At 72.0% G+C, this 23,507-nt stretch carries 17 protein-coding genes and 5 pseudogenes; 13 read left to right on the top strand and 9 right to left on the bottom strand.

The window, feature by feature from the left end; genetic code table 11:
* Nucleotides 1-148: 148 nt before the first annotated feature.
* From IE273_RS39735 to IE273_RS39715, 5 genes are all read left to right on the top strand, one after another.
* Nucleotides 149-331, top strand: coding sequence for a hypothetical protein (locus IE273_RS39735; protein WP_014677372.1), 183 nt, complete (start codon nt 149-151; stop codon nt 329-331).
* 117 nt (nt 332-448) lie between these two features.
* On the top strand, nt 449-2,485 hold the full coding sequence (locus IE273_RS39730) for a TOMM precursor leader peptide-binding protein (RefSeq protein WP_189819979.1): 2,037 nt from the start codon (nt 449-451) through the stop codon (nt 2,483-2,485).
* A gap of 14 nt (nt 2,486-2,499) precedes the next feature.
* Nucleotides 2,500-5,127 (top strand): lantibiotic dehydratase, encoded by a 2,628-nt coding sequence (locus IE273_RS39725; RefSeq protein WP_189819978.1) that lies wholly within the window; start codon nt 2,500-2,502, stop codon nt 5,125-5,127.
* Complete coding sequence (locus IE273_RS39720) at nt 5,099-6,124, top strand: lantibiotic dehydratase C-terminal domain-containing protein (RefSeq protein WP_014677375.1); 1,026 nt, start codon at nt 5,099-5,101, stop codon at nt 6,122-6,124. Before IE273_RS39725 ends, IE273_RS39720 begins: the two co-directional genes overlap by 29 nt.
* Complete coding sequence (locus IE273_RS39715; protein ID WP_059265103.1) at nt 6,121-7,356, top strand: thiopeptide maturation pyridine synthase; 1,236 nt, start codon at nt 6,121-6,123, stop codon at nt 7,354-7,356. The genes IE273_RS39720 and IE273_RS39715 overlap by 4 nt, the downstream gene beginning before the upstream one ends.
* A 69-nt stretch (nt 7,357-7,425) precedes the next feature.
* Here IE273_RS39715 and IE273_RS39710 read toward each other — a convergent pair whose 3' ends face one another.
* Nucleotides 7,426-10,224 (bottom strand): helix-turn-helix transcriptional regulator, encoded by a 2,799-nt coding sequence (locus IE273_RS39710; protein ID WP_229888043.1) that lies wholly within the window; start codon nt 10,222-10,224, stop codon nt 7,426-7,428.
* A 183-nt stretch (nt 10,225-10,407) separates the two neighbouring features.
* Nucleotides 10,408-10,986 (bottom strand): transposase, encoded by a 579-nt coding sequence (locus tag IE273_RS45400; protein WP_189819977.1) that lies wholly within the window; start codon nt 10,984-10,986, stop codon nt 10,408-10,410.
* Nucleotides 10,987-11,244: 258 nt separating this feature from the next.
* Here IE273_RS45400 and IE273_RS39700 point away from each other — a divergent pair.
* Nucleotides 11,245-11,540: pseudogene (locus tag IE273_RS39700) on the top strand (transposase); the annotation flags it as partial.
* A 711-nt stretch (nt 11,541-12,251) separates the two neighbouring features.
* Here the strand turns inward: IE273_RS39700 and IE273_RS39695 are convergent.
* From IE273_RS39695 to IE273_RS44325, 3 genes are read right to left on the bottom strand one after another with little or no spacing between them, the layout of a single operon-like run.
* The gene (locus tag IE273_RS39695; RefSeq protein WP_229888049.1) at nt 12,252-12,587 is read right to left on the bottom strand and encodes an EthD domain-containing protein; all 336 of its coding nucleotides are present in this window, start codon (nt 12,585-12,587) and stop codon (nt 12,252-12,254) included.
* Entirely contained in the window at nt 12,562-13,641 is a 1,080-nt protein-coding gene (locus IE273_RS44330) for an MFS transporter (protein ID WP_229888040.1), read from the bottom strand. Before IE273_RS44330 ends, IE273_RS39695 begins: the two co-directional genes overlap by 26 nt.
* A 30-nt stretch (nt 13,642-13,671) precedes the next feature.
* Complete coding sequence (locus IE273_RS44325) at nt 13,672-14,151, bottom strand: MFS transporter (RefSeq protein ID WP_229888039.1); 480 nt, start codon at nt 14,149-14,151, stop codon at nt 13,672-13,674.
* 101 nt (nt 14,152-14,252) lie between these two features.
* On the opposite strand from IE273_RS44325, the gene IE273_RS44320 reads away from it, so the two are divergent.
* Both IE273_RS44320 and IE273_RS39680 read left to right on the top strand, forming a co-directional pair.
* Nucleotides 14,253-15,134 (top strand): helix-turn-helix transcriptional regulator, encoded by an 882-nt coding sequence (locus IE273_RS44320; RefSeq protein ID WP_229888038.1) that lies wholly within the window; start codon nt 14,253-14,255, stop codon nt 15,132-15,134.
* Nucleotides 15,135-15,179: 45 nt separating this feature from the next.
* Nucleotides 15,180-15,437 (top strand): annotated as a pseudogene (locus IE273_RS39680) (transposase); the annotation flags it as partial.
* 48 nt (nt 15,438-15,485) lie between these two features.
* Here the strand turns inward: IE273_RS39680 and IE273_RS44315 are convergent.
* Together IE273_RS44315 and IE273_RS44310 are read right to left on the bottom strand one after the other, a co-directional pair.
* Nucleotides 15,486-16,454 (bottom strand): annotated as a pseudogene (locus IE273_RS44315) (AraC-like ligand-binding domain-containing protein); the annotation flags it as partial.
* 703 nt (nt 16,455-17,157) lie between these two features.
* Nucleotides 17,158-17,304: pseudogene (locus IE273_RS44310) on the bottom strand (transposase); the annotation flags it as partial.
* Nucleotides 17,305-17,327: 23 nt separating this feature from the next.
* On the opposite strand from IE273_RS44310, the gene IE273_RS39670 reads away from it, so the two are divergent.
* The 4 genes from IE273_RS39670 (at nt 17,328) to IE273_RS39655 (ending at nt 20,685) form a co-directional block, all read left to right on the top strand.
* Nucleotides 17,328-17,477, top strand: a complete 150-nt coding sequence (locus tag IE273_RS39670; RefSeq protein WP_158506457.1) for a hypothetical protein — start codon at nt 17,328-17,330, stop codon at nt 17,475-17,477.
* Between the two features lie 57 nt (nt 17,478-17,534).
* Nucleotides 17,535-17,882, top strand: a complete 348-nt coding sequence (locus tag IE273_RS39665) for a hypothetical protein (RefSeq protein ID WP_189819976.1) — start codon at nt 17,535-17,537, stop codon at nt 17,880-17,882.
* Nucleotides 17,883-18,467: 585 nt separating this feature from the next.
* Nucleotides 18,468-18,734 carry a hypothetical protein gene (locus IE273_RS39660; RefSeq protein ID WP_189819975.1) on the top strand — a complete coding sequence of 89 codons (267 nt, stop codon included), beginning with the start codon at nt 18,468-18,470 and terminating at the stop codon, nt 18,732-18,734.
* A gap of 169 nt (nt 18,735-18,903) precedes the next feature.
* Entirely contained in the window at nt 18,904-20,685 is a 1,782-nt protein-coding gene (locus IE273_RS39655; protein WP_189819974.1) for a hypothetical protein, read from the top strand.
* Here IE273_RS39655 and IE273_RS39650 read toward each other — a convergent pair.
* Both IE273_RS39650 and IE273_RS39645 read right to left on the bottom strand, forming a co-directional pair.
* Nucleotides 20,670-21,032 carry a hypothetical protein gene (locus tag IE273_RS39650; protein ID WP_229888037.1) on the bottom strand — a complete coding sequence of 121 codons (363 nt, stop codon included), beginning with the start codon at nt 21,030-21,032 and terminating at the stop codon, nt 20,670-20,672. The two genes, IE273_RS39655 and IE273_RS39650, sit on opposite strands and share 16 nt — an antisense overlap.
* Before the next feature lie 57 nt (nt 21,033-21,089).
* Complete coding sequence (locus tag IE273_RS39645; protein ID WP_229888036.1) at nt 21,090-21,983, bottom strand: restriction endonuclease; 894 nt, start codon at nt 21,981-21,983, stop codon at nt 21,090-21,092.
* 943 nt (nt 21,984-22,926) lie between these two features.
* Here IE273_RS39645 and IE273_RS39640 point away from each other — a divergent pair.
* Nucleotides 22,927-23,507 (top strand): annotated as a pseudogene (locus IE273_RS39640) (hypothetical protein); the annotation flags it as partial.

Genomic DNA, 23,507 nt, shown 5'->3' with positions numbered 1-23,507 from the left:
GGGGGCGGCCCCGGGCCCGTAGCCGCTCGATCCTACGGGCGGGACTGCGGTCGCACCGTGAAGACCCCGGGCCCCGTTCCGCTCGAACATCGGACACGGCCAGATTCCTGGCCTTGGGCACAACCGACAACGCGGAAAGGGGAATCCGATGGAGAAGGAACTCGTCCTCGACCTCGCCGACCTCAGCGTCGACGAACTCGACGTGCTGCCGACCTCCCCGGGCGCCGGCCTGGAGTCGATCAACGTGGGTCACGCGATGGTCGAGATCGGCGCGTCCAACTGCACCTCGACCGGTACCCCGGCGAGTTGCTGCTCGTGCTGTTGCTGCTGACGCGGCGCTGAAGCGGCACGCGCCGCACAGCTGAAGCGGCACACATCGCACAGCCGTGTCCGGCGGGCGGTGCGCCCGCCGGACACGGCACCGCTCCCACCGACGAGGGAAGTGACCGTGACCGACACCGCCGCAGTCCGCCCCGCCACGGCGGCGGTCCTGGGCAAGGGCCTGCTCGCCACCGCTGTCCGGGCGGTGCTCTCCCGCAGCCACGGGACACCGGCCGGGACCGGTGGCGAAGACGCCACCGGCGCCACGAACGGGATCGGCCTCACCGGCCCCGACAGCGGCTCCCCTGCCGTGACCGTCGTCGCCGACGACGGCTGGGCCGACGACTCGGCCATCGTCTCCGCGCAGACGCCCCGCCTGCCCGTCCGGGTGGAGTTGGGCAGGGTGGTCGTCGGGCCCATGGTCGTGCCCGGGCGCGCGGGCTGCGCCCGGTGCGCCCGCACCCGCCGGGAGCGGGCACTGGGGCCGGACAGCCCCCGGGCCGAACTGGTACGGCGATTCGGTGAGCGCCTCGCCGACCACCCCGCCCCTGTGCTGACGGCCTGGGCGTGCGACGCGGTCGCGGAACTGGTGGCGGACGAACTCCGCTTCCCCGGAGGACGGCTGACCCGGTGCGGTCTGGTGATGCTGTCACTGACGACCATGACGGTCGACGCCCATCCCTTCCTGCCCGACCCGCGCTGCCCCGAGTGCGGCGGGCTCCCGGACGACCGGCCGCCGGAGCTGCTCGGCACCGCCCGGCCCAAACCCGACCGTGACACCTACCGGGTCCGCGATCTGCGGGCCGACTGGGAGGCGTTGACCCGGACGTACGTCGACGGACACACCGGAGTGGTCCGCCAACTCGACGTACGCACCGACTACCGCTATCCGATGGTGTCCGCCCCGCTGCACCTGCCGGACGGACAGCAGGAGGCCGGCTTCGGCCGGAACCTCGCCTACGCCTCCTGTGAACGCACCGCGCTGGCCGAGGCGTTGGAACGACTCGGCGGAGCCCGCCCCGGCGGCCGTCGCACGACGGTGCGGGCCTCCTACCGCGAGGTCGCCGACCAGGCGCTGTGTCCGGTGGAGCTGGGCCTGTATCCGTCCGAGCGGTACGACGCACCCGGCTTCCCCTACCCGCCGTTCGACCCGGGAATGGCCCTCGACTGGGTGTGGGGGCACTCCTTCGCCCGCGACGCGCCCGTCCTCGTACCCGAGGACTACGCGTACTACCGCACCCGGCACGGCAGTCCGGACGCCCGGCCGCTGGCGTACGAGGTGTCCAACGGGTGCGCTCTGGGCGGCTGTCTGGAGGAGGCGGCGCTGCACGGGCTGGTGGAGCTGGCGGAGCGGGACGCGTTCCTGCTCACCTGGTACGCGCGGCTGCCCGCGCCCCGGGTGGACCTGGCGACGGTGACCGACCCGCGTATCGCGGTGCTGGCCGAGCGCATCCGGCAGGACAGCGGGCACCGGGTCCTGGCCTTCGCCACCACGCCGGAGCACGGCATCCCCACCGCGTGGGTCATGGCGGTGCACCCCACCGCACGCCTCTCCCCCGCACCCGGGGACCCGCGGGCGGAACCGGCCGCCGTCTGTGCCGCAGGAGCGCACTTCGATCCCGAACAGGCGTTGCTGAACGGCCTGCTGGAGCTGACCGCCAACCTGGGCTGGAACCGTGACGCCTACCGAGAGGAGCGGGAGCGGATCGGGGCGATGGTGACCGACCCGGACCAGGTGCGGGACATGCGGGACCACGCCCTGCTGTACTGCCACCCCGCCGCGTACGACCGGTTCGGCTTCCTCCTCGGCGACGGGCCTCCCGGCACCGGCGCGCCGGGCCTCCCGGTGGAGGAGGCGTTCGCGCGCGCGGACTGCCGGCCGCGCGGCACGGATCTGCGGGACGACCTCATCGAGGTGGTGGCTCGGTTCACCCGCCGCGGCCAGGACGTGATCGTGGTGGACCAGACCACGGACGAGCACCGGGCCGGCGGACTTGCCTGCGCGAAGGTGATCGTCCCCGGTCTGCTGCCCATGACCTTCGGCCACGGCATGCGCCGCACCCACGGACTGCCCCGGCTGCTGCGGCTGCCCGCGCTGCTGGGCTACCGGGCCGGGCCGCTGTCCCCGTCGGACATCAACCCGCACCCGCACCCGTTCCCGTGACACTGGAGCCGGCCATGACCGAGAACCACACCACCCCGGACGTCTTCGGCGTGCGCGTCGGCGGCCTGCCGGTACCGATGCTCGACGACATGAGCTCACCGGAGCTGTGGAACCAGGTCGGGACGGTCCTGGACGGCGAGCGGGCGCTCGGCGCCGCGGAGGCCGGACTGTCCGACGCGCTGTACGGGCTGATCGGGCAGGCCACGACAGGCAAGTCCCTGCTGGTGGCGCTGCGCCGGGCCGTCCACAACCGGCGCGCCCTGACCGACCGGTACTGGAACGACGAGGTAAGGGCGTCGCTGCCGCCCGCCGTGACCGCCGGCGTGCGGTCCTGGACGGAACTGCTCGCGGAACATGAGCGGGCCACCGCCCGACTGGACGGGCTGGTGGCGCACCGGACGGCCGAGCAGCACCTGCTGCTGCGCAAGGCGGTCGCCGACCCGGGCTTCCAGCACGGCCTGGTGCTCAGCAGTCCGGTTCTCTACCGGCAGGTCCGCAAGTGGCTGGCGCGTCCGGACGAGGCGGTGCCGGACCACTCGCTGGCCCTGCGCCTGGCGAAGTACCTGGCCCGGGTCACCATGAAGACCAGCCCCTTCAGCACCTTCACAGTCAGCGGTCTCGGTGTCTGGCGGGAGCCGGACGCGCGCCCCGCTCCCGCGCCCGCCCCGGGACTCGCCGTGGTGACGGTCGCGGAGATCAACGTGTGGGTGGTGCAGCAAGTGGTACGGCAGCTGAGCCTGCGCCCCGTGCTGGCCGCCCGGATGCGGCTGCGTCTCAACCCCAGCGCCCATCTGGCGGACGGGCGCTGGGAGTTCCTCGGCACGGGGCCGGAGGAGCCGTTGCGGAGGCTGCCGGCGGGAGCCGCGGTCGCGGCCTGTGTGGCCGCGGTCGGCGAGGCCGGGCGGGTCCGTGCGGACGCCGCGCGCGAGATCGCGACGCGCACCGGGAACGGCGTGGCCGCCGCCGACACGTACCTGGGCCGACTGGTGGAACTGGGGCTGCTGGAGGCCGAGCGTCCCTTCGCCGACCAGGCGCTGGACCCGCTCGCCGCCCTGCGAGACTGGCTGGCCGGCTCGGGCCCCGACACGGCGGCGCTTGTCGGTGAGGTCGACGCGCTGGCGGCCCTGGTGGCGCGGTACCCGACGCTGCCGGACGCGGCGGACCGGCTGCGGTGCGGCACGGCGATCGAGGAGGTGCTGCGCCGCGTACGGGACCTGGCCGGGCCCGAGCAGATCCAGCTGCCCGCCAAGAACAGCGTCATCGAGAACGCGTTGCTGGCGGAGCCCCTGGCGGGCCCGGTCCGGCAGGACTGGGAGCCCGTCCTGCGGGACCTCGACACCGTCCGCCGCTGCTACGCGGTACTGGACCCGGCGCTGCCCGGCCGGGTGGCCCTCGCAGACACCTTCGCCGAACGCGTGGGCACTGGTGCCGGCATGCCCTTGCTGACCTTCCACCGCACGGTGCAGGAGTGGCTGCGCGAGGACCCGGAGCTGCCAGGCCTGCTGTCCATCGCGACCCACGGCTACGCGTCCCTGCTGGACCACCGCCTCCCCCGCATCCGTGAACTCGCCGCCCGACGGGCCGACCTGTGCGCGCTAGCCGCACCGGTCCACGCCGACGAGGACGGCGTGGTGCGGCTGGACCCGGCGCGGCTGGCCGATCTGGCCGACGGCTGGCCGCGCTGGATGCGGGCGCCGGACTCCGTGGCGTTCTACGGGCAGCCGCTCGACGGGCCGGACGCCCGGTTCGTGGTCAACGCGGTCAACTCCGGGCACGGCCGAGGGCGCGACCGCATCAGCCGCCTGCTGACGCAGGCCGGTATCGAGGCCCGGGCGAAGACAGCCGCACCGGACGACGCAGTGATCGTCGCGGACACCTGCCGGCACTTCGGCAGCAACGTGGGGCTACGGCGGTCCGCCGTCGCCGCCGAGATCGACTACCCGGAAGGGCACAGCGAGCGCGCGGCCGAGCACCGCATTCCGCTGTCGGACCTGCTGGTGCGCCACGATCCCGCGCGGGGCCTGCTCGTCCTGTGGTCGCGCGGTCGCGACACCGAGGTGCGCCCGGTGCATCCCAACCTCATCGCGGAGCTGTGGCTCCCACCCGCGATCCGGCTGCTGCTCCAGGTGTTCGGAGCGACATCCAACCTGCTCATCCCGGGCCGCCGGATGTTCGGGGACCCGTCCCTGGCCGAGGTGGGCGGCGTGCTGGCCGAACCCCGTGTGACGGTCGGCGCGACCACGGTCAGCCGCCGTCAGTGGGTGTTCCCGGCGTCCGCCGTTCCGGTCCGCGAGAAGGGCGCGAGCGACCGGGCGCACCTGCTGCGACTGGCCGGCTGGCTACGCGAGCGCGGCATCCCGCGCCGCTGCTTCGTACGCGCCCTGGACCCGGCCTCCGTGGTCGGGGGCAGCGTGTGGCGGATCAAGTCGCGCAAGCCGCTCTACGTCGACTTCGCGAACCTGCTGCTGGCCGGCGTGTTCGAACGGGCGGTGGCCGGCGACGGGCAGGTGCTGTTCCTCCAGGAGGCACTGCCCGGCCCGGACGGCATGCCCGGCTACGGGGACAGCGGACCCCGGGTGACCGAGTTTCTGATCGAGATCAACGGAGGACAGGATGCCGGAGAACGACAGCGGCCCGCTTGACCCCGAGGCCGCCCGGGGCGCGGACTGGGTGTGCGCGCACATCTTCTACGACACCGACCAGGATCTGCTGCTGACCGACTGTGTCAGACCCCTGGTCGCGGAGCTGACCGCCGACGGGCTGGTGCAGCGGTACTTCTTCCTGCGGTACTGGGAGGGCGGGCCCCATGTGCGGCTGCGGCTGCTGCCCGCGGCGAGCGCCGACCGCTCGGCGATCGAGCTGCGGACCGGGAAACGCATCCGGGAGTTCCTGGCCAGCACCCCGGCCGCGGACGTGGTGGACCGGTCCCGCTTCACCCAGGTCGCCGCCGGACTGGCCGGTCTGGAGGGCCGCAGCGGCCATGACGTCCTGGTCCGCCCCAACAACTCCGTGGAGTTCCTGCCCTATGAACGCGAGTACGACGACTACGGGCGGGGTGCGGCGATCGCCGCCGTGGAGCAGCACTTCTTCGAGTCGAGCCGGCTCGCGCTGTCCGTGGTCGCGGCCGGGGCGACGGTGGAGCAGCGTGCGCTGCTGGCCTTCGACCTGGTCGTCGGTGTGTTCGCGTTGTGCGAGGAGGTCCGCGACCAGTGGGCGCGGCACGGCGGACCGCCACTTCCGTTCGGCAGCGGTCCCGAGGCCGAGGACGTCGCCCCGCGCTATCTGGCACAGCGCGACAAGCTGCGTGCGCGGGCCCGCCTGACCTGGCGGATGGCGGAGGACCCCGGGGCGGGCGGGCACGATCAGCGGGCGTACTGGCTGGCTTCGGTGCGGCGGTTGCGCGAGCGGCTGCACGCCCTGGAGGAGACGGGCGTGTTCACCTCCGCGTGGGCGGGGTCTCCGCTGGCGGAGCCCCTCGGACTGTCCGACACCCGTCATCCGGGCACGAGTCTGGTGCTGCTGCGCTGTGCCCACCTGGTCAGCAACCGGCTGGGGCTGACCCTGTGGCAGGAGAATCAACTGCGGTTCCTGGTCGGCCGGGTGCTCGCGGAGCTGCCCGAGGCACTGGCCGCCTCGTGAACGGGACGGCGGGATCGAGCTGGTACAGCCTCCATGTCCATCACCACGACGAGGAAGCCGAGCCGGAACTGGTCCTGCGCGCCGTCCGGCCGGCCTTCGAGGCCGTGGCACCGTGGGCCGAGGCGGCCTGGTTCGGCCGGCACTGGTTGCGCGGTCCGCATCTGCGGCTGAACTTCCGCTGTCGCGGCACGGACTGGGAGGAGCGCGTCCGGCCGACGGTGACCGGGATCGTGACGGACTACCTGCGCGCCCGTCCCTCCGCGGCACGGCTGGACGAGGGCGCGCTCGCCCCGGTGCACGCCCGGCTTGCGGAGCTGGAGATGGAGACCGGCCCGAGACACCCGTGGGTGCCCGACAACACGGTGCTGGAACGGCCGTACGATCACCGGCTGCCCGTGCTGGAGTCGCTGCGAGCGAGCGAGCTGCTGGCCGGCTTCCTCAGCGACACCAACGGCCAGGCTTTCCGGGCGTACGAGCGGGTGCGGGCGGGCGGCGCGCTGTCGCTGCTCGCTCTGGACCTGATGTGGACGACGACGTCCGTCGCGGCTGTCCCCTTCACCACGGGCGGGGAGCCGATCGAGCGTGGCTTCCTGTCGTTGCGATCGCATGCCGACGCTTTCCTGTCCCGCACCCGGGACCCGGTGGCCGTGCGGGCCGCTTTCGACGACCGGTTCCGGCGGCAGGAGACGGTGCTGTGCGAGCGGCTGCGGTCCGTGGAAGCGGCCCTCTCGGACGGAGCGACTGAAGGGGACGGAGCGGATCGCTCGGACCGGTCGGACCGCTCGGAGGCAGTCGGTGACGTGGTGCCGTTCGTCACGGAATGGGCGGCCGCGGTGCGCCACCACCAGCGGATCGCGCACCCGCTGCTGGCCTCCGGCGAGGTGTCGATGGGCGGGGCCGCCCGGGCACCTCGGATGCCGACGCGTCGGACGAGCGAGTTCCACGCGGTCCTGCGGTCGGACCACGGGCACGAGGACTTCGTACGGACGGACGACTGGTTCGCCTCGTTCCGCCTCATGATGAACTACCTCTACCTGCACCTCAACCGGCTCGGACTCAAGCCGGTCGACCGGGCGCTGCTGTGCCATCTGGCGGCGCTCACCGTCGAGGCGGTGCACGGCGTTGACGCGGTCGACAGCTTCCAGCGGTACGTCGCCTCCGTCGACCCCTCCTCGGAACGGCCCGAGTGGCGCCGTATCGGCGAGGCGTGGGCCGCCGGCGGAGCCGGCTGAACACCGCCGTACGGCCCGCTCCGGCAGTGGCGGGGGAGGCTCCGGCCCGGCGCCTCCCCCGCCGCGCCGCTACGCCCGGCCGCCGCCGGTGCCCAAGGGTGCGGGGATGACATCGGCCAGCTGGTCGCGTCCGGAGATGCCGAGCTTGCGGTAGGCACCCGAGAGATGGAACTCCACGGTCCGCACGGTGACGAACAGCTTGCCCGCGATGGCCTTGTTGGTGTGCCCGGCTCGCGCCAGGCCCAGGATCCGCTGTTCCTGGGGGGTGAGGCCGCTCAGCGCGGGCGAGCCCCGGTCGTCGTCCACCACCGGCCAGAGACATTCGCGGTCCGCGAGGACGCGGCGCACCAGCGGCTGCGCTCCGCAGGACTTGGCCAGGGAGAGCGCCGCGCGGAACTCCGTGCGCGCGGCGTCGGCGCGTCCCGCCTCGCTCAGCGCGGCCCCGAGATCACGGCGGGCGTAAGCCAGTTCCAGCCGGGCGGGCGAGTGGGCCAGGGTCTCCACGGCCGTGGCGAGACGGCGGAGCCGGCGGTCCCCCGTCTCGGTCAGGGCGAGCGCGTGCTGGGCCGTGCCGACCGCGCGCCGGGTTCCCCAGCGGCGCGCGTCCTCCCACTCGGCGGCGGCGAGCCCGGACGCCTCGGTCAGGTCGCCGCGAGAAGCCAGCAACCGGGCGGCGCGGGACCGCCACGGCAGCACCGCGGGGTTGCGCACCCGGGAGTCGGCCAGCAGCCGTCCAGCGGCGTAGAGGTCCTCCAGGGCGCGAGCGGTGTCCCCGGCCTGTTCCCACACGGCGGCGCGGGCGCCCAGGACCGCCACGGTGTCCTGGCGGGCCGGCAGCTCGCCGTCCAGTCCGCAGTCGGCGAGGAGGGCGAGGGCTGCGTCCGTGGCACCGGTCTGGGCCCGCACCTCGGCCAGGGCCGCCACGGTGAGGGTGGCCGGCAGCCGGGCGGCCTCGGCGGCCGGGCGCAGCAGGTCCGTCAGCGGGGTCAGGGCGGCGTCGGCGGCGGTGAGGCTGCCGCGGGCGTACAGGACGAGGGCACGCAGCAGACCGACGCCGACGTCTCCCCACGTGCCGGGCCGGGACTGGTCCAGTAGGCGGGCCCGGCTGCAGTACGACCACGCCTCGGCGAGTTCGTCGGCACGGATCAGGACCTCGCAGCCGTGCCACAACAGGCGGCCGGGGTCCTCGCTCCCGGTCAACGCTCCGCGCGCGTGTCCCACGGCGGCGTCCCGGTCGGTGCCGTCGCGCAGGGCGTGCACGGCCCGCAGCGCCGACAGCTCCCGTCGGGCCTCGTCGTCGGACGGGGCCTGCGCGGCCAGACTGTCGGGCAGATCGGCGGGGAGGACGGAAGGGACCGGTCCGCCCAGGCAGAGGAGCGCCTTGCGTAGCCGGAGCCGCCAGCGCTGGGCCGCCGCTTGCGGACCCAGCCGCTCGGCGGTGTCGTCGAGTACGGCCACCGCGTCCTCAGGCCGTCCGCACTCGGCCAGCAGGGTGCCGAGGGCCACGGCGTAGTCGGTGGCGCAGCGCGGGTCGTCGGCCTCGCGCCGCGCGGCGTCCAACCGGCGTACGGCGCTGTCGGGGGCGGCGAACCCGTCCAGCGCGGCGAGCTGGCACTGGACGGACGAGCGGACCCGCGGGCGCAGACGTTCCCGCAGCATCCCGCGCAGATGTCCGGCGGCCTCCTCATGCCTGCCCTCGCGCTCCAGTTGGTTCGCCGCGATCCGTAACGGCCGGACGGTCCAGGCGAGGCCGAGCGGTCCGGCGGCGACCAGTTGCCGTGCCACGTGGGTGGCGCCGAAGTGCCCGTCGCGCAGGATCCCGGCGGCGGTGAGGTGCAGGGCAGCCCGGGTACCGGCCGGGACGCGGCTGATGACCATCCCGGCGAGCAGGGGGTGGCGGAAGGACAGCGGGGTGCGGTTGGCGAACAGCGAGCGGGCGACCAACTCGTCGATCAGGGGCAGCGCCTCCCGTACGGAGAGCCCTGCCAGTTCGGCGCACTGGGTGATCTCCGCCTGGGGGCCGAGGACGGCGACGGCCCGTGCCAGCCCGAGGGCGGCTCCCCCGAGCCCGGCCAGCCAGCGATCGGCACCGGGCAGTACCGCCGACGCGGCGGTGTCGCGCAGGGCGTCGGCGGTGGGGGCCGTGCCGGTGTGACACGCGAGCAGGGACAGCAGCAGGGCCGGGTTGCCGCCGGTCAACTCGTGGCACAGTTGGGCGGTCGGCGCGTCGAGCGGGACGTTGCGGTACGCCGCCGCGAAGGCGCCCACCTCCTCCGGGTCCAGCCCGGACAGTGCGATGTGCTCTGCGTCCGCGGCGAGTGCGGGGGGCCACGGGTCCTGGTCCGCCGCCGCGATGTCCCCGCCGGTCAGGGCGATGGCCAGGGGCAGGTCGGAAGCTGCGGAGTACAGTCCCGAGAGCCAGTGCAGCGACCACGGGTCGAGATGTCCGGCGTCGTCCAGGCAGATCGCGACCGGCGTCCGCCTGGCCTGCCGGCACACGGTCTCCACGAGTTCGCGGAGCACTTCCTCGCTCGGGGCGGCACGGTGGGGCACGGGTTCGCCGGCCGACGCCGGCCGGTGGAGCGCCGTGCCCTCGGCGGGCTCGGCGCACCTCGCGTCCAGTCGGCTGACGACGCGGAGGGCGGCGCCGAGCGGGTCACCGGGCTGGGTCCCTGCCGACACGGCGGACACTCGGAACCCGGCGTCGGCGGCGAGCGACGCGAACTCGCCCAGCAGGGCCGACTTGCCGATCCCCCGCTCTCCCCTGATGACGATGCTCGCCGGACCCCGTCCCCCGCGTGCTCTGTCGATGACGGCCAGAAGCCGTGCCCGCTCGCGTGCGTGCCCGATTCGATCGACTGAGGTCAACTGCTCGCCTCCTTGCACGACGTACCGTGCATCCGCGGTCAACCGGATGTACGAGCACCTCAATTTAGTGGCGTTGACCTGGGAGGATGTGAGGATCGACGCAACATGACCTGAAAGCGAGCATTCCGGCGCACAGTGCTCGCACCAGGCCAGGCCCGTCATACCTCGACTGCGGCCTGCTCCTCATCCGTCCGTGCCCGCCGCCGAACGGGGACGAGCGGCCGAAGGATTAGGCGCGAACCGAGCAATGCTTCCCTCACCGGGGGAGCGGCCGAGCCCCGCCGCGGGTGGGGCGCCGCCTTCCTGCGGCCGGCTCCGAAAAGACCCGACGCCCGTCCGCGGCGCCCGCGCGCGAAGGCCGGGCCGGTGCTGGCACGTCGACGGGACCACGCCACCCTGACTCTGACCGGTGAAGTATGGGACGCCGTTGTGGACACCTCCGCGTCCGAAATGCGCCGCGCCGGCGCGGCCTTCTCGCACCGGGTGGCGATGCCTCGCCACTGCTTGAGGCGGTCGATGCACCGCTCGACGGTGTTGCGCTGCTTGTGGGTCTCGCGGTCGAAGGCCGGTGGCCTGCCGCCTCGGCCGCCCTGGCGGAGCCGGTGGCTGCGTTGGTCCGCCTGGGACGGGGATCACCGCCCGGATACCGCGCTTGCGCAGGTGCTCGCGGATCGCGTGGGAGGAGTACGCCTTGTCGGCCAGGACCAGATCCGGCCTGGTGCGGGGGTGTCCTCGCCGACGGGGAACGCGCAGGCGGCCCATGACGGCGGTGAAGGCAGGTGCGTCACCGGCTTGGCCTACGGATGCGAGGGGCCGGCAGCGGGCATCGGCGGCGAGGCGGATCTTTGTCGTCGGTCCGCCGCGGGACCGGCCGATGGCGTGGTCGTCCGGTCCGCCGGCCGGGGCCCCTTTTTGCGGGCTCCGGCCGCGTGCTGGTAGGCCCGCACGATCGTGGAGTCCACCGGGACGGCCCAGTCGAGGTCCTCATCGGCGTCGGCCTGGGCCACAAGAGCGGAGGAAATGACTGAAGTAGCGGTCTGGGCAGCTGAGTTGGAGTCGGTGTTCGCTCGGGTGGCGGGCCGGTTCGCTCGGGCGGATCTGCGGTGGCGGATGCGGGACTGCGTCCGTGGTCTGCTGGGGCGGTCGACACGCAAGAATGGCTGGCAGCTCGCGGAATGGGCAGGGCACCGCACTCCGGACGGCTTCCAGCGGCTGCTGAACAGCGGCGTCTGGGACGTGGACGCCCTGCGTGACGACGTCCGTGATTACGTGGCGGAACAGCTGGGGCCCGACGGGTGCTGATCATCGACGACACGGTTCACCGTCATCGCGTGCGAGGCGCCGGAGCGGCCCGCCCTCTTGGGCATGCCGCCCATCTCCTCTATCTCGCGGTCCAAGTCGATCGCGGCGGTGGCCAGACCTTCTTCGTGACCAGCCGGGTCTCCTCCCCCTCCCCGCGTCCGGCCGCCCTCCACAGCCAGGCCGTGCAGCCGAAGGTCGTGCACCGCGGCGCGGTGGGAGGCGGTCCGGGCTTCCTTCTTGGCCGCCGTCGGCTTGGTCGTGTGCCGGTAGGTCGGGTGCGGCGAGGACAGCCGCTTGATCCGGTCGGCGGTGGCGACCTTCAGCATCCCCAGGACGCGCAGCACATCCGCGCGCGGATCGTTGCTCGATCCCGCCTCGTTCTCCATGCGCTTGCCCGCCATCAGGCTTGCCCTCCTGCCCTCCGCGACCGGCCAGCGGCCGGGCGCCGGCCCCCGGCCGTGAAGGGGACCGGGCCCCCGGACTACCAGGCCCCTTTGCGGCATCCGTAGCCGCTGCCGCCTCCTGAAGAGAAGGGACGAAAGGGCGCGGCCTCGTCGCCGCCGTGATGACGACCGGAAGTCGCGGCGCACTGACCGGACCTGCCCCGTCGCGCGGCCAACGGCTCGCGCGGCGGGCGACCTCCACCTCCGGCTCTGCGATCTGCACATGGCGCCGGCCGCGTATCGGTGGTCAACCGGCTCGCACACCGATGCGCCGGTGCGCATTCATCGGCCGTCGATGACTACGTCCTCCTCGGTGATGACGCGCCCGAACGTCGACAGATCGATGAAGTTCCCGTGATCCGGGTCGACGGTCTTCAGGAAGTTGTCGCTGAAGAACAAGGCTTCGAGGTCGGCCATGGTGTCGAACCACGCTTCGACCACCGAGTCGTACTCCGGTTCCGGGTAGCGCGGTGCCGGAACGGGATACGACACGACGAACCGGCGGATGTACCGGTCTGCTTCCGGAATCGACATGAGCAGCGGGCGGTGGATGTTCTGCTGGTAGTGCTTGAACTCGTCGTGGGTCATGCCTTCACGACGCTTGAGCGTAATGATCATCTTGATCACAGCGGGATGTCTCCTTCTGCTGGCTGGAGTTCTGCTGGCGGGACAGTGCGCAGGCACTTCGTGGACAGGTGAGCGGGACGCGACAGGTCCGGCTCTGATCGAGCCTGCGCCCGCGGGCGGGGATGTGGTCAATCGAGTGCCTCCGTCCTGTGCTTACGCCCGGAGCAAGGACGGTGCCGCAGGCACGTGGTCGGCTGCGGAGGCGTCGTGCGAGGACCCAGAAGAGCACGGTGGTGATCAGCTGGACGCCGAGAGCGACCGCGAAGGCGCGCTCCCAGCCGAGCCTGGGGGCCAGAGTCCCGAAGACTCCGCCGATAGTGGCGATGCCGAGTCCCAGCGAGGCCTGTTGCGCCGTCGTGAACAGACCGCCGGCCAGGCCCGCGACACGGTGGGGCACCGCTGCCATGACCGTCCCGACGAGGGGGCCGTACTGGCTCGCCTGCGCCGCGCCGAGGAGTACGCCGAGCACTTCGAAGCAACCGACCCAGATCGCGACGCTCTTGCCCTGAGCGAACCACGAGGCCACGCCGAGCAGTGTCAGGCCGGCACACAGCAGGACCGCAGCCAGCTCCATTGTGCGCTCGCCGAACCGCGACATGATGCCCGGCATGTGAAGCCCGGCGAGTACGAAGGTCCCCGCGAACGCGGTCAGCGCGAGACCGGACTGGACCGGTGTCAACCCGAGGCCGACCTGGGTGAGCATCGAGTACTCGTAGCTGAACGCGCCGTAGCCGGCGAAAAGCAGCACAGCCATCAGCAGGCCGAGCCGAACCGAGGGCAGCCGCAGGCTGGAGGGCGCGACGAGAACCGGACGTCCCGCACGCTCGCGCCGTCCCTGGTCGAGCCAGAAACCGTACAACCCAAGGAACCCCAGTGCCACCAGCGCCGACGCCCACCAGGCCCAGCCCGTTGCCGGGCCGAGCGACAGCCCGGCAACCAGAGCCAGGAGCGAAGTGCCCAGCCGAAGCGCGCCGCCGAGGTCGGGCCGTTCGGTGCTGCTCGGCGGATGAACCAGAAGTCGGCGCACACCGAGCAGCGCCAGCACACCGGGGATCGCGGAGGTCAGGGCCGCCCCTCACCATCCCGCGAAGGGCAGGCCGAGCCCCATGACGAGGCCGCCGACGACTTGGCCCGCCACTGTTCCTACGCCGGAACTCGCGGTGAACGCCGCGAGCCCACGTGCCCGGGCGGGCTCGCTGCCCAAGGTCTGGATGATCGCCAGGGTCTGGGGCATCACGATCGCGGAGGACGCGCCTTGCAGGACGCGGGCAGCGATCAGCAGCCACAGACCGGGTGCCGCCGCGGCCAGCGCCGACGTCAGCGCGAGCGCAAGAAGCCCGATGCCCAGCAGCCGCCTGCGGCCATACCGGTCACCGAGGCGGCCGGCGAGGATCAGCCCGGCCGCGAACGACACCGCGAACGCGGCGAGCACGAGGGCGACTTCGCCACGACTGGCGCCCAGTTCCGGTCCGAGGCGCGGGCCGGTGACATTGCCGATACTGAACGTGTACGTCGCGCCGAATGCCGCGACGCAAACCGACCAGGTCCGTTGCATGCACTCACCCTGCGCGTCCGGCGGGCCACGACCCAGAGTGCGGTGATGCTGGTGCTCGGACCACCAGTCCGGCCTGGTCTCACCGTGCGATGATCGCTGCCATGGCGGATGTACGATCTCGCGAACTCGGCGCGTACCTGCGGGCACGGCGTGACCGGCTCTCGCCCGCGGACGTGGGTCTGCCCGGCGGTGGCGGCCGGCGTCGGGTGAAGGGACTACGCCGGGAGGAGGTCGCGGTTCTCGCGAATGTCGGGTCGAGCTGGTACACCTGGCTCGAACAGGGACGTGACGTGCGGCCGAGCGTCGAGGTGCTGGCCGCGATCGCGGACGCGTTGCGCCTGTCGAGCAGCGAGCGCCGGCACCTGTTCCTCCTCGGCGGACACCCGGACGCAGAACCACCCTCAAACTGCGAAGGGACAAACGGCCGGGTGCAGACGCTGCTGGACAGCCTCTCTCCGCACCCGGCGGTGGTGATGAACCCCTGGTTCGAGCCTCTGGCCTACAACGCGCCGTTCCGCTTCATGATCGACGACCTGGAGGCACTGCCTCCGGCCGATCGCAACTGCGCCTACCTGCATTTCACGCACCCCGACTGGATCGCCGCACACTCCGACCACGAACAGGAATGCGCGGCCGTCGTGGCCAAACTGCGCGCGTACCACGGCGAGTCGGTCACCGATCCGGCGTGGGCGCCGTTGCTGGCCCGGCTCCGCGAGGAGTCACCGCTGTTCGTGCGCCTGTGGGAGCAGGCGGATGTGTCCACCGAGCCCGGACGTGTGAAGCGCATCCGGTCACGGCACGTCGGCAGCCTGTCCGTGCGCGCCATCACCCTGCTGCTCGAGGAGAATCCCCGCACCCGCGTCGTCGTGTACCAACCGGCGGATCGCACGACCCAGGAACGGCTCGAAGAGCTGGCCCACCGCATCGCCCGCGGCACCATCGACGGCCCTGCGCGTGTGCGGCACCTGCGTGCAGCAACCTGAGGAGGCCGGTCGAGGCCCGCGGCCAGGCACTGTCCGACGGATCATGTGACTCTCCGACCGGTTGCTCGTTGGACGGGGCATGGGTCGGGGGATCTGACGAATCGCGAGTGGTCGCTACTCGAATCGCATCTGCCCTCGGCGGGCCGTCGGCGAGGCCGGTGGAGCGACCATCGCAGGGTGGTCAACGGGATCCTGTTCCGGGTCCGCACCGGTGTCCCGTGGCGTGACCTGCCGGAACGCTACGGGGCCTGGAAGACGGTCTCTGAACGGCATCGCCGCTGGTCGGCGGACGGCACCTGGGACTAGCGAGGGGTCCTCGATCGGCTTGGGGGATGAGTCCACTCGGACTGGAGCGTCCGCGTGATGCCGGTGGTCGCTGGGCGGCATGCCGTAGGCAGCGCGGAAGGCGCGAGTGAAGTCGGCAGCGCGAGGGAAGCCCCAGCGGGCGGCGATGACGTGGATGGGGGTGGTGCGCAGGGCCGGGTCGGCGAGGTCGCGGCGGGTGTGGTCCAGGCGCTGGTGGCGTATCCAGGCCGCGATTGTCTCCTCTTCGTGCTGGAAGAGGCGGTGCAGGTAGCTGGTGGAGATGTTGTGGGCGGCGGCGATGCTGCGCGGGGTCGGTTGCGGGTCGTGCAGGTGGCTCCGGACGAAGGCACGAATGCGAAGGACAAGCGTCCGGCGGTGAGATTCCGGCGTGAGCAGCTTCTCGGCTTCGAGGACGTGGGCCAATAGCCCGGACAGCAGGTCGAGCAGGATGACCCCTAACCGGGGGCCGTCGCAGGACGTGAAGGAACCGGTGTCCGTCGTGATGCGGGTGAGGAACTGCGCCAGCAGGGCACCGAAGCCTTCCCGTCCTGATACGGGGTGCCCGATCAGCTTGTCGACCGCGTTCCCGGCCGAAGCCAGCATCTCCGTGGGGAATGCGACCGCTACCGTTTCCACCGCTCGTCGGCCGCTGGCCGCTAGGCAGTCGAACGGCCGCGAGGAGCCGACCACGCACAGGTCACCAGGGTTGTACGTGGTCTCCTGTCCACGCTGGACGATGCCTACCGTCCCGCGCGTGACCAGCGACATGTGGAACAGCCCCGGATCAGACCGCCGGATCAGCTCGGGAGTCCGGTGGAAGCGCATCGACTGGAAGGTCTGCGGCGAAACGTGCACCGCACCGAACTCCAGCAGCTTCATGGAGGCTTGGAAATCGTCAGCATGGTCACTGCTCATGTCCAGTGGGGCGAGCGTCTGGATCATCAGTTCACGCCAGTAGTCGAACCGGTCCGCGGCAGGCACGTCTTCGCTTCGGAACACCGTCTCGCGCACCATGGCCCCCCATGCCCTCGTTGAGTCCTTGCCCCCTTCCCTTCCCGGTTTCGAAGCGACGCGACAGCTGCAATGCGCCAAGGGTGCGGGCGAGTTCCGCCAGCTGACTCCTGCCACGGATACGCCACCGTCCGGCCTGCCCGCGAAGTGGGGCCGATGCCGAGCTCCTTGAGCCGCGCAGCCCACGGCGACGCCCCCGGCCGACGCGGAGCGGGAGCCGGGGGCGTCGCCGGCCAGGCCGGTGCCGGCGCTCGGGTGCGGGCCGGTCGTGGGCCGGGGCTTGGGCAGCCGGACGGCGGGCGGCGCGCGGGCTGCGTCTCGTCGGCGCGGTGCAGGACGACGGTGCGGCGTGCGCCGCACTCCGGCGTGGCCTGCGTGCGGTGCCGGACGTTGGTGTAGCCGGTGCCGCGGGAGGGCGTTCGCGACGTTGAACGGGGCGGCCGGCGCCCCGGTCTCCCAACCGGTGGCGCCGGCCGTAGCCGCGTGGGCGGTGGCGAACTCCTCCATGCCGTCGGGGTCCACGCCTTGCGTCCGGGCCCGTCCGAGGGCCTCGATCGCCATCGCGTTGACCCGGTGCCGGCCGCCGCCGTCGTACCAGCACACGACCGGGCACCGCTGCGGCACGGCAGCACTAGACGCAGCAAGCGGCACCACCAGGACACCTCGGCCGGCATGCACGCCCGCTCAGGGACTGTAAGACCGTGTCCTACATGGTCAGTCTGAGAAACCGCTTGTAGCAGCAGAGGGCGGATGCCAGTCCGAGAAGGGCCAGGTAGTTGCCTGGTTTCCGTTCGTAACGGTGGTTGAGACGCCGGTAGCCGGTCAGCCAGGACATGGTATGTTCGATGACCCACCATCAAGCTGGTAGCTGACGCGGTGGCACAGTCGCTGGATGCCGAGACCATGCTGCGAGGTCTGGCGCAGAGCAAGACGCCCGAAGAGACCATCCGTGGTCTGCTGGCGATCACTTGGGCCCAAGGGTTCAACGTCGGCGCCTTGTACGCCGACAAGCAACGCGGAAACTAGCTGCCGGGTCCCCTCGGATGAACGGGACTCGGCAGCGTCCCTGGTCGCTTCTGCTACGTGAGCGAAGGCCGTCGGCACGTTCACACAGGCTTCGGGGCCGACACCATCGGCATCCGCGCGGCGCGGTACCTCTCCCAGGACGCCGTACGCAACGCCCCGGCCGTCCTCAAGGCCACGAGTTGGGGGAGGTGCGGTGGCTGGCTGGTGGCCGAGGAATGCCTCCACTACCAGGTGGGAACGGCGCTGGCCCCGATGACGAAGGCCCGGCACCCGCAGGACTGCCCGCCACCGGAGGAGCGAAAGGCGGCCCCGCCGCGCGTGAACGAGCGTGAGCAGGAGTGCGAGCGGTGCGGAAGCCTGGTGCCTGCCGGCACCGGGGAACTGCTCCGGGCGGACTACGCCTGAATCGTTGCGGCACCCCGAGGGAAAGTGCCCGCCGCGCGAGGAGCTGTGGGAGAGCATGCCTGGTGTCCCGGGCCGCTTCCACCCGCGGCCGGCCAGTGGGCCGGCCCCTGGAACCGTGCTGCGCGGCGAGGTAACCGCTGACCGGTGCGGGAGCCCGAACTCCCAGGGGTTCGGGAGGCGACCTCCGATCGTGTCCTGCCGTGAGAGAGAGCGGTCCTTCAGGCCGGTGGTGCGTCAAAAGTGCCAGAGGTGTACGGCAATCGGCCTGCCACCGACCCGTGACGACACACCCCGGCTCCCTCATCGGGCCTCACCGCTGGCTGGTACTCGTGCAAGCACACGCTCCCCGTACTCCCGGCTTGTTCACGCCACAGGTCCGAGCGTCGGGGCTTGCCGTGCTAGTCCGGGTCATCGGCACGTTCTGGGCAGGTACCGCGCCGGCCGGCCCTGCGCCCCGCACACCCAGAGGCCGAGCGGCTGCTGACCGGCACCCCGCTGCGTTCCAGGACCGGCAGGCTGACCACCAGCGAGCTCGCCGTCGAAGCCGGACTGCGCCGGGATGTCGTCTACCAGCACGCCGACCTCGTGGAGTCCTACCAGGCTCAGGTCAGGGCCCGTGAAGCGGTGCCCGAGGCGATGGCGGCCATGGCCCGCGAGCTGGAGAAGACGCGGGAGGAACTACAGCAGGCCAAGGATGAGCTGGCCGTCGAACGCCGCACGACCGCGTTCCTTCGCCGGGCCGTCACCGAGCTGTCCATCGAGAACGAAGCCCTTCGCAGTCCCGGTCATCGACAGGGAGGCGTCTCTGTGCTCGCCGAGCGGCGGCGCCAGGACGGCTTCACCTGCTCCTGACCACTTCGTCTGGAGCCCAGGAGCGGACGTCCGCTCGGTACCATCCGGCACGCCGACTGGCCCACATAGGCGTACTGGCCCGCTGACGGGTCCGCTGTCGGCGGAACGCCCGCGCGTATGTATCCAGCGATCTATCGTTTGTTGCAGAGGGTTGAGTGGGGGCGACGTGGTGCGGGACACGAGACTGGTGCAGACCGCGGTCATCGGTGATGAACACTCCGATGTCCCGATCATCCTGCCAACGGAGGCGATCGAACTCGACGTCTTCCGCCGCGCCCACCAGCAGGACACATTCTGGTGTGGGCTGCTCCTGGGCGGCTGCGGGGGCCAGCTCGCCACCAAGCTCTACGTCGACCGCCAGTGCCACTTCCAGCACAATCCGCTGCCGAACTGTGCCCCGAACACCTGCCGTCGGCCGTCCGTCGGCGAGTCCAGCGCGGACCACCTGTACGTGAAGTCGGCGATGTCGCGCTCGCTGCTCGAGTTCGGTCGGGCCGCCCGGTTCGCCTTTCCGCCGCCGATCGGCTCCCTCGTCGACGTCGAGCTGGAGGACGGGCTGTCTCTGCGCATCCACATGGACGCCGCCGTGCAGCCGGACTGGGAGCATCAAGGTGCCGTGATCCTCGGCCCCGGCGTGGTGCCGGATCCGGATGTGCTCGCGGGCTGCCCGTACGTCTACCGCGTCAGGTGCGACAGCGACGGGGTGGGTCGCAGCGTGTGGATCGGAACCCAGAGCCTGGCCCGCTCCACCGAGTGGGTCCCGTTCAGCGAGTGCACGTGGACGGACGAGGGCCTGCTCACCCCTGCTGCCTCCCGCATCCTGCACGACCGTGCCGCCGCCGGGAACCGGCCGGCCGTACCGGCGCCGTCCTCCGGCCGGGGCGCTCTGCCGGAGAGCGTGGTCACGTTCGTCCGCGGCCTGGAGGCAGCGCAGCGGACGGGGACGGTGGACCACGTGCGCCGGCTCTGCAACGGCAGCAGCTCCTTCCTGGACAGCCTGCCCTCCACGGCCCGCGCCGAAGCCGAGCGGGCCCTCCAGGAAGCGAAGGCGTGGCTGGTCACCCACGAGGAGTACCAGCGCCGCATCTTCAAGGACCTCGAGGCAGCGGTCCGTGAACGACGAGCGTGGGACGTCCGCTCGGGGATTCAGCAGGCCGCATCTCTGACCCGCCGGGGTGCCAGCGCCGAGGAGCGCCGCATCCTGGCCGCGGCGCGCGCCTATCTGCGCGAGCACGACTACGCCGGTCAGTTCCCGGCCCAGGCGGCCTTGCGCAGGCAGTCGCACTACCGGCCGGCGCCGGCCGCGAAGAGGCCGGGGCCCTCCAAGAGCAAGAAGCCGAACCGGGCAAAGGAGTCGGCAGCAAGAGCCCGTGCCCTGCTGGAGCGGCTCGCCCGCGAGAGCGACCTCCTGGCCGACGATGAGCTGGCGCAGCTGGTGGAGGAGCTGACGCGGGCGGCGAACATCGCAGGCCCCAACCTTAGGGACCCCGAACGCAAGCGGGTCGCCAGCTGGGGTCGTAAGGCGCGACAGCGACGCCCGGCGCGCACCACGGCCACTCAGCCCCGAGCCCGCACGAAGCCTATGGCGGCCGGGAAGCCGGAGAGCCCCGCTCGGGTGAAGCTCGGCCCGCTGGCCGCCGCGGTCAAGACCATCCTGCAGAAGGCAGCAGCGACCGGAACCACGCTGACCTGGGCGCAGATTCGCGCCCAGCCCCCGCCAGGTTTGCCCGCCCTCGACCGGAGCCAGCAAACTGCTGTGCTCATCCAGGTAGACCGGAGCCGCGCGGGGACCGCGCCCTTGCTGTCCGCGCTGGTCACGGGGGCCGATCACGACATGCACCCGGCCTACCCCCGGATAGCGGCTGCTGCCGGCCGGCCGCGCCCGCGGGGAGACCTGGAAGCGGTGGCGCAGTGGGCCGTGGAGGTCTCCCGGTTTCAACGGGCGCAGTAGGAGCAGCAACGGCGGCCACCGCTCCCACCCCGTGCGGAGTGCGGTTCAGCCGGCCTCCGGAATCCGCCCGGGCGCGGGGTCACGCCGCGTTCGGTACGGGCGTGGTGGAGGAAGCCGCGGACGGCCGGCTCCCGGCTCCATGGGGCGAGGGCGTCGGTGAACTCGCGGACGTAGTCCTTGGCGCGGCTGGACTGGACGCGGGCGAGGATGTCGACGGACCGGTTGCCGAGGTCGAGTCCGTGGTCGAGGCCGCGGGCCTGGAGGTGAGCGGTGCCGACGATGGCGAGCCGCATGCCGACGGAGCGGGTGAACACCCCGGGCGGCATGGCGGCGGCCTGCTGGTTCAAGGTGATTGACGCCCGCGGCACCCTGACCGCCGACGACTGGCGCAGCGCCGGGTGGATCTACCGGGCCCTCGGCCGACCCTGACGGCCCAAGGCCGGCACCGCAGCGGCGGCCCGGGCAGACGCGGGCCGCCGCCGGTGCCGCTGTCCCGGAAGCCGCCGGGCTGGCTTGATCCCTTCCAGCACCTTCCACAGGGGTCGGCCCTCGGCGGACCACAGCTCCAGCCGGCCCCGGTCGATCAGGTGGACGCCGTACCTCTCGCCCCACTCCACCGCCGGCAGGGTGAAGCGGCCGTTGGTGACGAGCACCGCGAACCGGGCGCCGTGGACCGGCTGCGCGGTGCCGTTGAGCTGCTGCAAGGCGTCCACCCCGATGGCCTTGCCCTCCCAGCCGTCTCGCTTGTGCTTGCACTGAACGGCCCAGATCAGGCCGTCAGCGTCTACACCGCGCACGTCACAGACGCCATCGTGCGCTCCGCCGACCCGCTCGACTTCGAACCCGTCGCGGCGCATCAAATCCCGCACCGCGAACTCGAACTCCCGGTGGTGCAGAGCGTCGATCTTCTCCAGAGACATCCGCACCCCCCGGGCCCGCCGCTTCTCCCACCGCCGGCGCTGCTCGCCGGCCAGACCCCAGACGGCCAGCAGCATGAACGCCACCTGCGGCACAACGGCATAGATCCCCCAGTGCTCGTTCAGCCAGGACCCCAGCCAGATCCCGAACCCGACCACCGTCGCGAGAGCGGCCACCGCTGCGCCGATCAGCACGCCACCGCGCAGCCCCTCCGACACGACCCACCGTTCCGCCCCGGCCGACCCACGGCCCGGGGCCTGTAGGTCCACCACGAGGTCCGCGTCCGAACCTCCGTCCGGGACCGCGGACGGCTGGGTTAAGCCACAGGATTCCTCGCCGTCGCCGGGCCGCTGACCGCCATGCCCCTCACCCTCAACCATCCATGCCCCTTGACGAGTTGACGTAACAGGTCAGGCAGCCGCTCCACCACAGAGCACCGACATCCGGCGTCGCCCTCGGCCCGCCAGCCAGGCGACACCGGACCAGGGCACCGCCATCTGGCCGGTGAGCAACCAACGAGGACTGAGCGCGATCGCGGACGGCTACCGCACGCAGCTGTACGAAGGATGGACCGCTCCCGCGCGAAGCAACGCGGCCGGCCACCCCGCTCGGGCGCGCGGCGGCGTTCCGGGGCCGGCGCCCGGTGGGCGTCGCGACCGGACTCGGGGACCGGGCCGCGACACCCCCGCCCGGAGGGCACTCACAACGCACACAGCGGGGTGCCCCCGTGCCAGCCCACGCACACGGAGCCGAACGGGTGGCCTGATCACGGGCCGTCTGCACACGCCGCGTCGTCCATAGGCTGACCTGCTGATTCTCAGGCTGTCTCACGCCACGCCCACGCGCTCCAGTCTCACGGGCCGTGGCATTTCCTCATGGCCCGTGAGGGTGTACGAAACGAAGGCCGATCGGTACGCGTCCGTTGACTGCGCCAATCATCTCTGCCCCACGCTTCCCCATCGGGCAGCCGTCTTTGCACCGGTGACTACCCGGGTGCTCATCCCTCAGCTCTGTGTTCCTTCGCATGCTGAGGGAGCGCACGGCCGGATGAGCGGGCGAGGCGATGGGGCTGTTGCCGTGAAAGCCACTCCGGAGAAGTCACCCGACAGCAATGGGGCACGTCAGTCTCCCCGCGACGCACCCCAGCAGAGCTCCCCGGTTCCCGGACAGGCACCCGCACCCGCCCCGGTACCGCAAACTCGGCGGCTGAGCAGGCACACCGTTCAGTTACTTCAGGGGACGGCAGGGAACGCCGCTGTCTCCCGGCTGGTGGCGCAGCGGTACACCGCTCCGGTCAAGACGCCGCCTTCGCAGGCGCCCGGCATGCGGCGAGTGAACGCGGACGTTGCCGCGAAAAAGCAGAAGATCGCTCACCACCAGCCTGCCGCAAGTGAGTCGAAGTCCGCCCAGGACGCGGCGAAGGCCCCGCCCGACGACAAGGAGGCGCAGGGCAAGGCCGCCAACGCGGAGAAGATGAACGCGGCCAGGCCCGGCGCGTTCGACAAGGCGGCCTTCATCGCGGCGGTCAACGAGGCGATCGCCGCGCAGGCCCCCAAGAACCTCGACGAGGCGGACAAGTTCGCCGATTCCGGCAAGGCCGAGAAGGTCAAGGGCGCGGTCGACGGCAAGGTCACGGACGGCAAGAAGGCCTCGGCGAAGGACATCGAGACCACGACCAAGGCGGCCCCCGACACCTCCAAGGCCAAGGAGAAGCAGGTCGTCCCGCTGCGCCCGGACCAGCCTCCGGCGAATCCGGGTGCGCCGAGCGCCGCGGACGCGACACCACGGCAACAGCCGCCCGAGGTCACGGACTTCTCGGAGGGCCCGCGGAAGACCGACCAGCAGCTGGCGGACGCCGACGTCACCGAGGAGCAGCTGGCCAGGAGCAACGAGCCGGAGTTCAC

This window comes from Streptomyces olivaceoviridis (assembly GCF_014650115.1).
GTDB classification, from domain to species: Bacteria; Actinomycetota; Actinomycetes; order Streptomycetales; family Streptomycetaceae; genus Streptomyces; species Streptomyces olivaceoviridis.
Note: the sequence above shows the minus strand (reverse complement) of the source record. Positions and strands in the feature narration are given on the sequence as shown.

What these genes read in the sequence shown, in the direction of transcription:
- IE273_RS39720 (WP_014677375.1), top strand. Translation starts at nt 5,099, where the DNA reads ATGCCGGAGAACGACAGCGGCCCGCTTGACCCCGAGGCCGCCCGGGGC.
- IE273_RS45400 (WP_189819977.1), bottom strand. Translation starts at nt 10,986, where the DNA reads ATGGGCCGCCTGCGCGTTCCCCGTCGGCGAGGACACCCCCGCACCAGG.
- IE273_RS39735 (WP_014677372.1), top strand. Translation starts at nt 149, where the DNA reads ATGGAGAAGGAACTCGTCCTCGACCTCGCCGACCTCAGCGTCGACGAA.
- IE273_RS44325 (WP_229888039.1), bottom strand. Translation starts at nt 14,151, where the DNA reads ATGCAACGGACCTGGTCGGTTTGCGTCGCGGCATTCGGCGCGACGTAC.
- IE273_RS39695 (WP_229888049.1), bottom strand. Translation starts at nt 12,587, where the DNA reads ATGATCATTACGCTCAAGCGTCGTGAAGGCATGACCCACGACGAGTTC.
- IE273_RS39645 (WP_229888036.1), bottom strand. Translation starts at nt 21,983, where the DNA reads ATGGTTGAGGGTGAGGGGCATGGCGGTCAGCGGCCCGGCGACGGCGAG.
- IE273_RS39725 (WP_189819978.1), top strand. Translation starts at nt 2,500, where the DNA reads ATGACCGAGAACCACACCACCCCGGACGTCTTCGGCGTGCGCGTCGGC.
- IE273_RS44320 (WP_229888038.1), top strand. Translation starts at nt 14,253, where the DNA reads ATGGCGGATGTACGATCTCGCGAACTCGGCGCGTACCTGCGGGCACGG.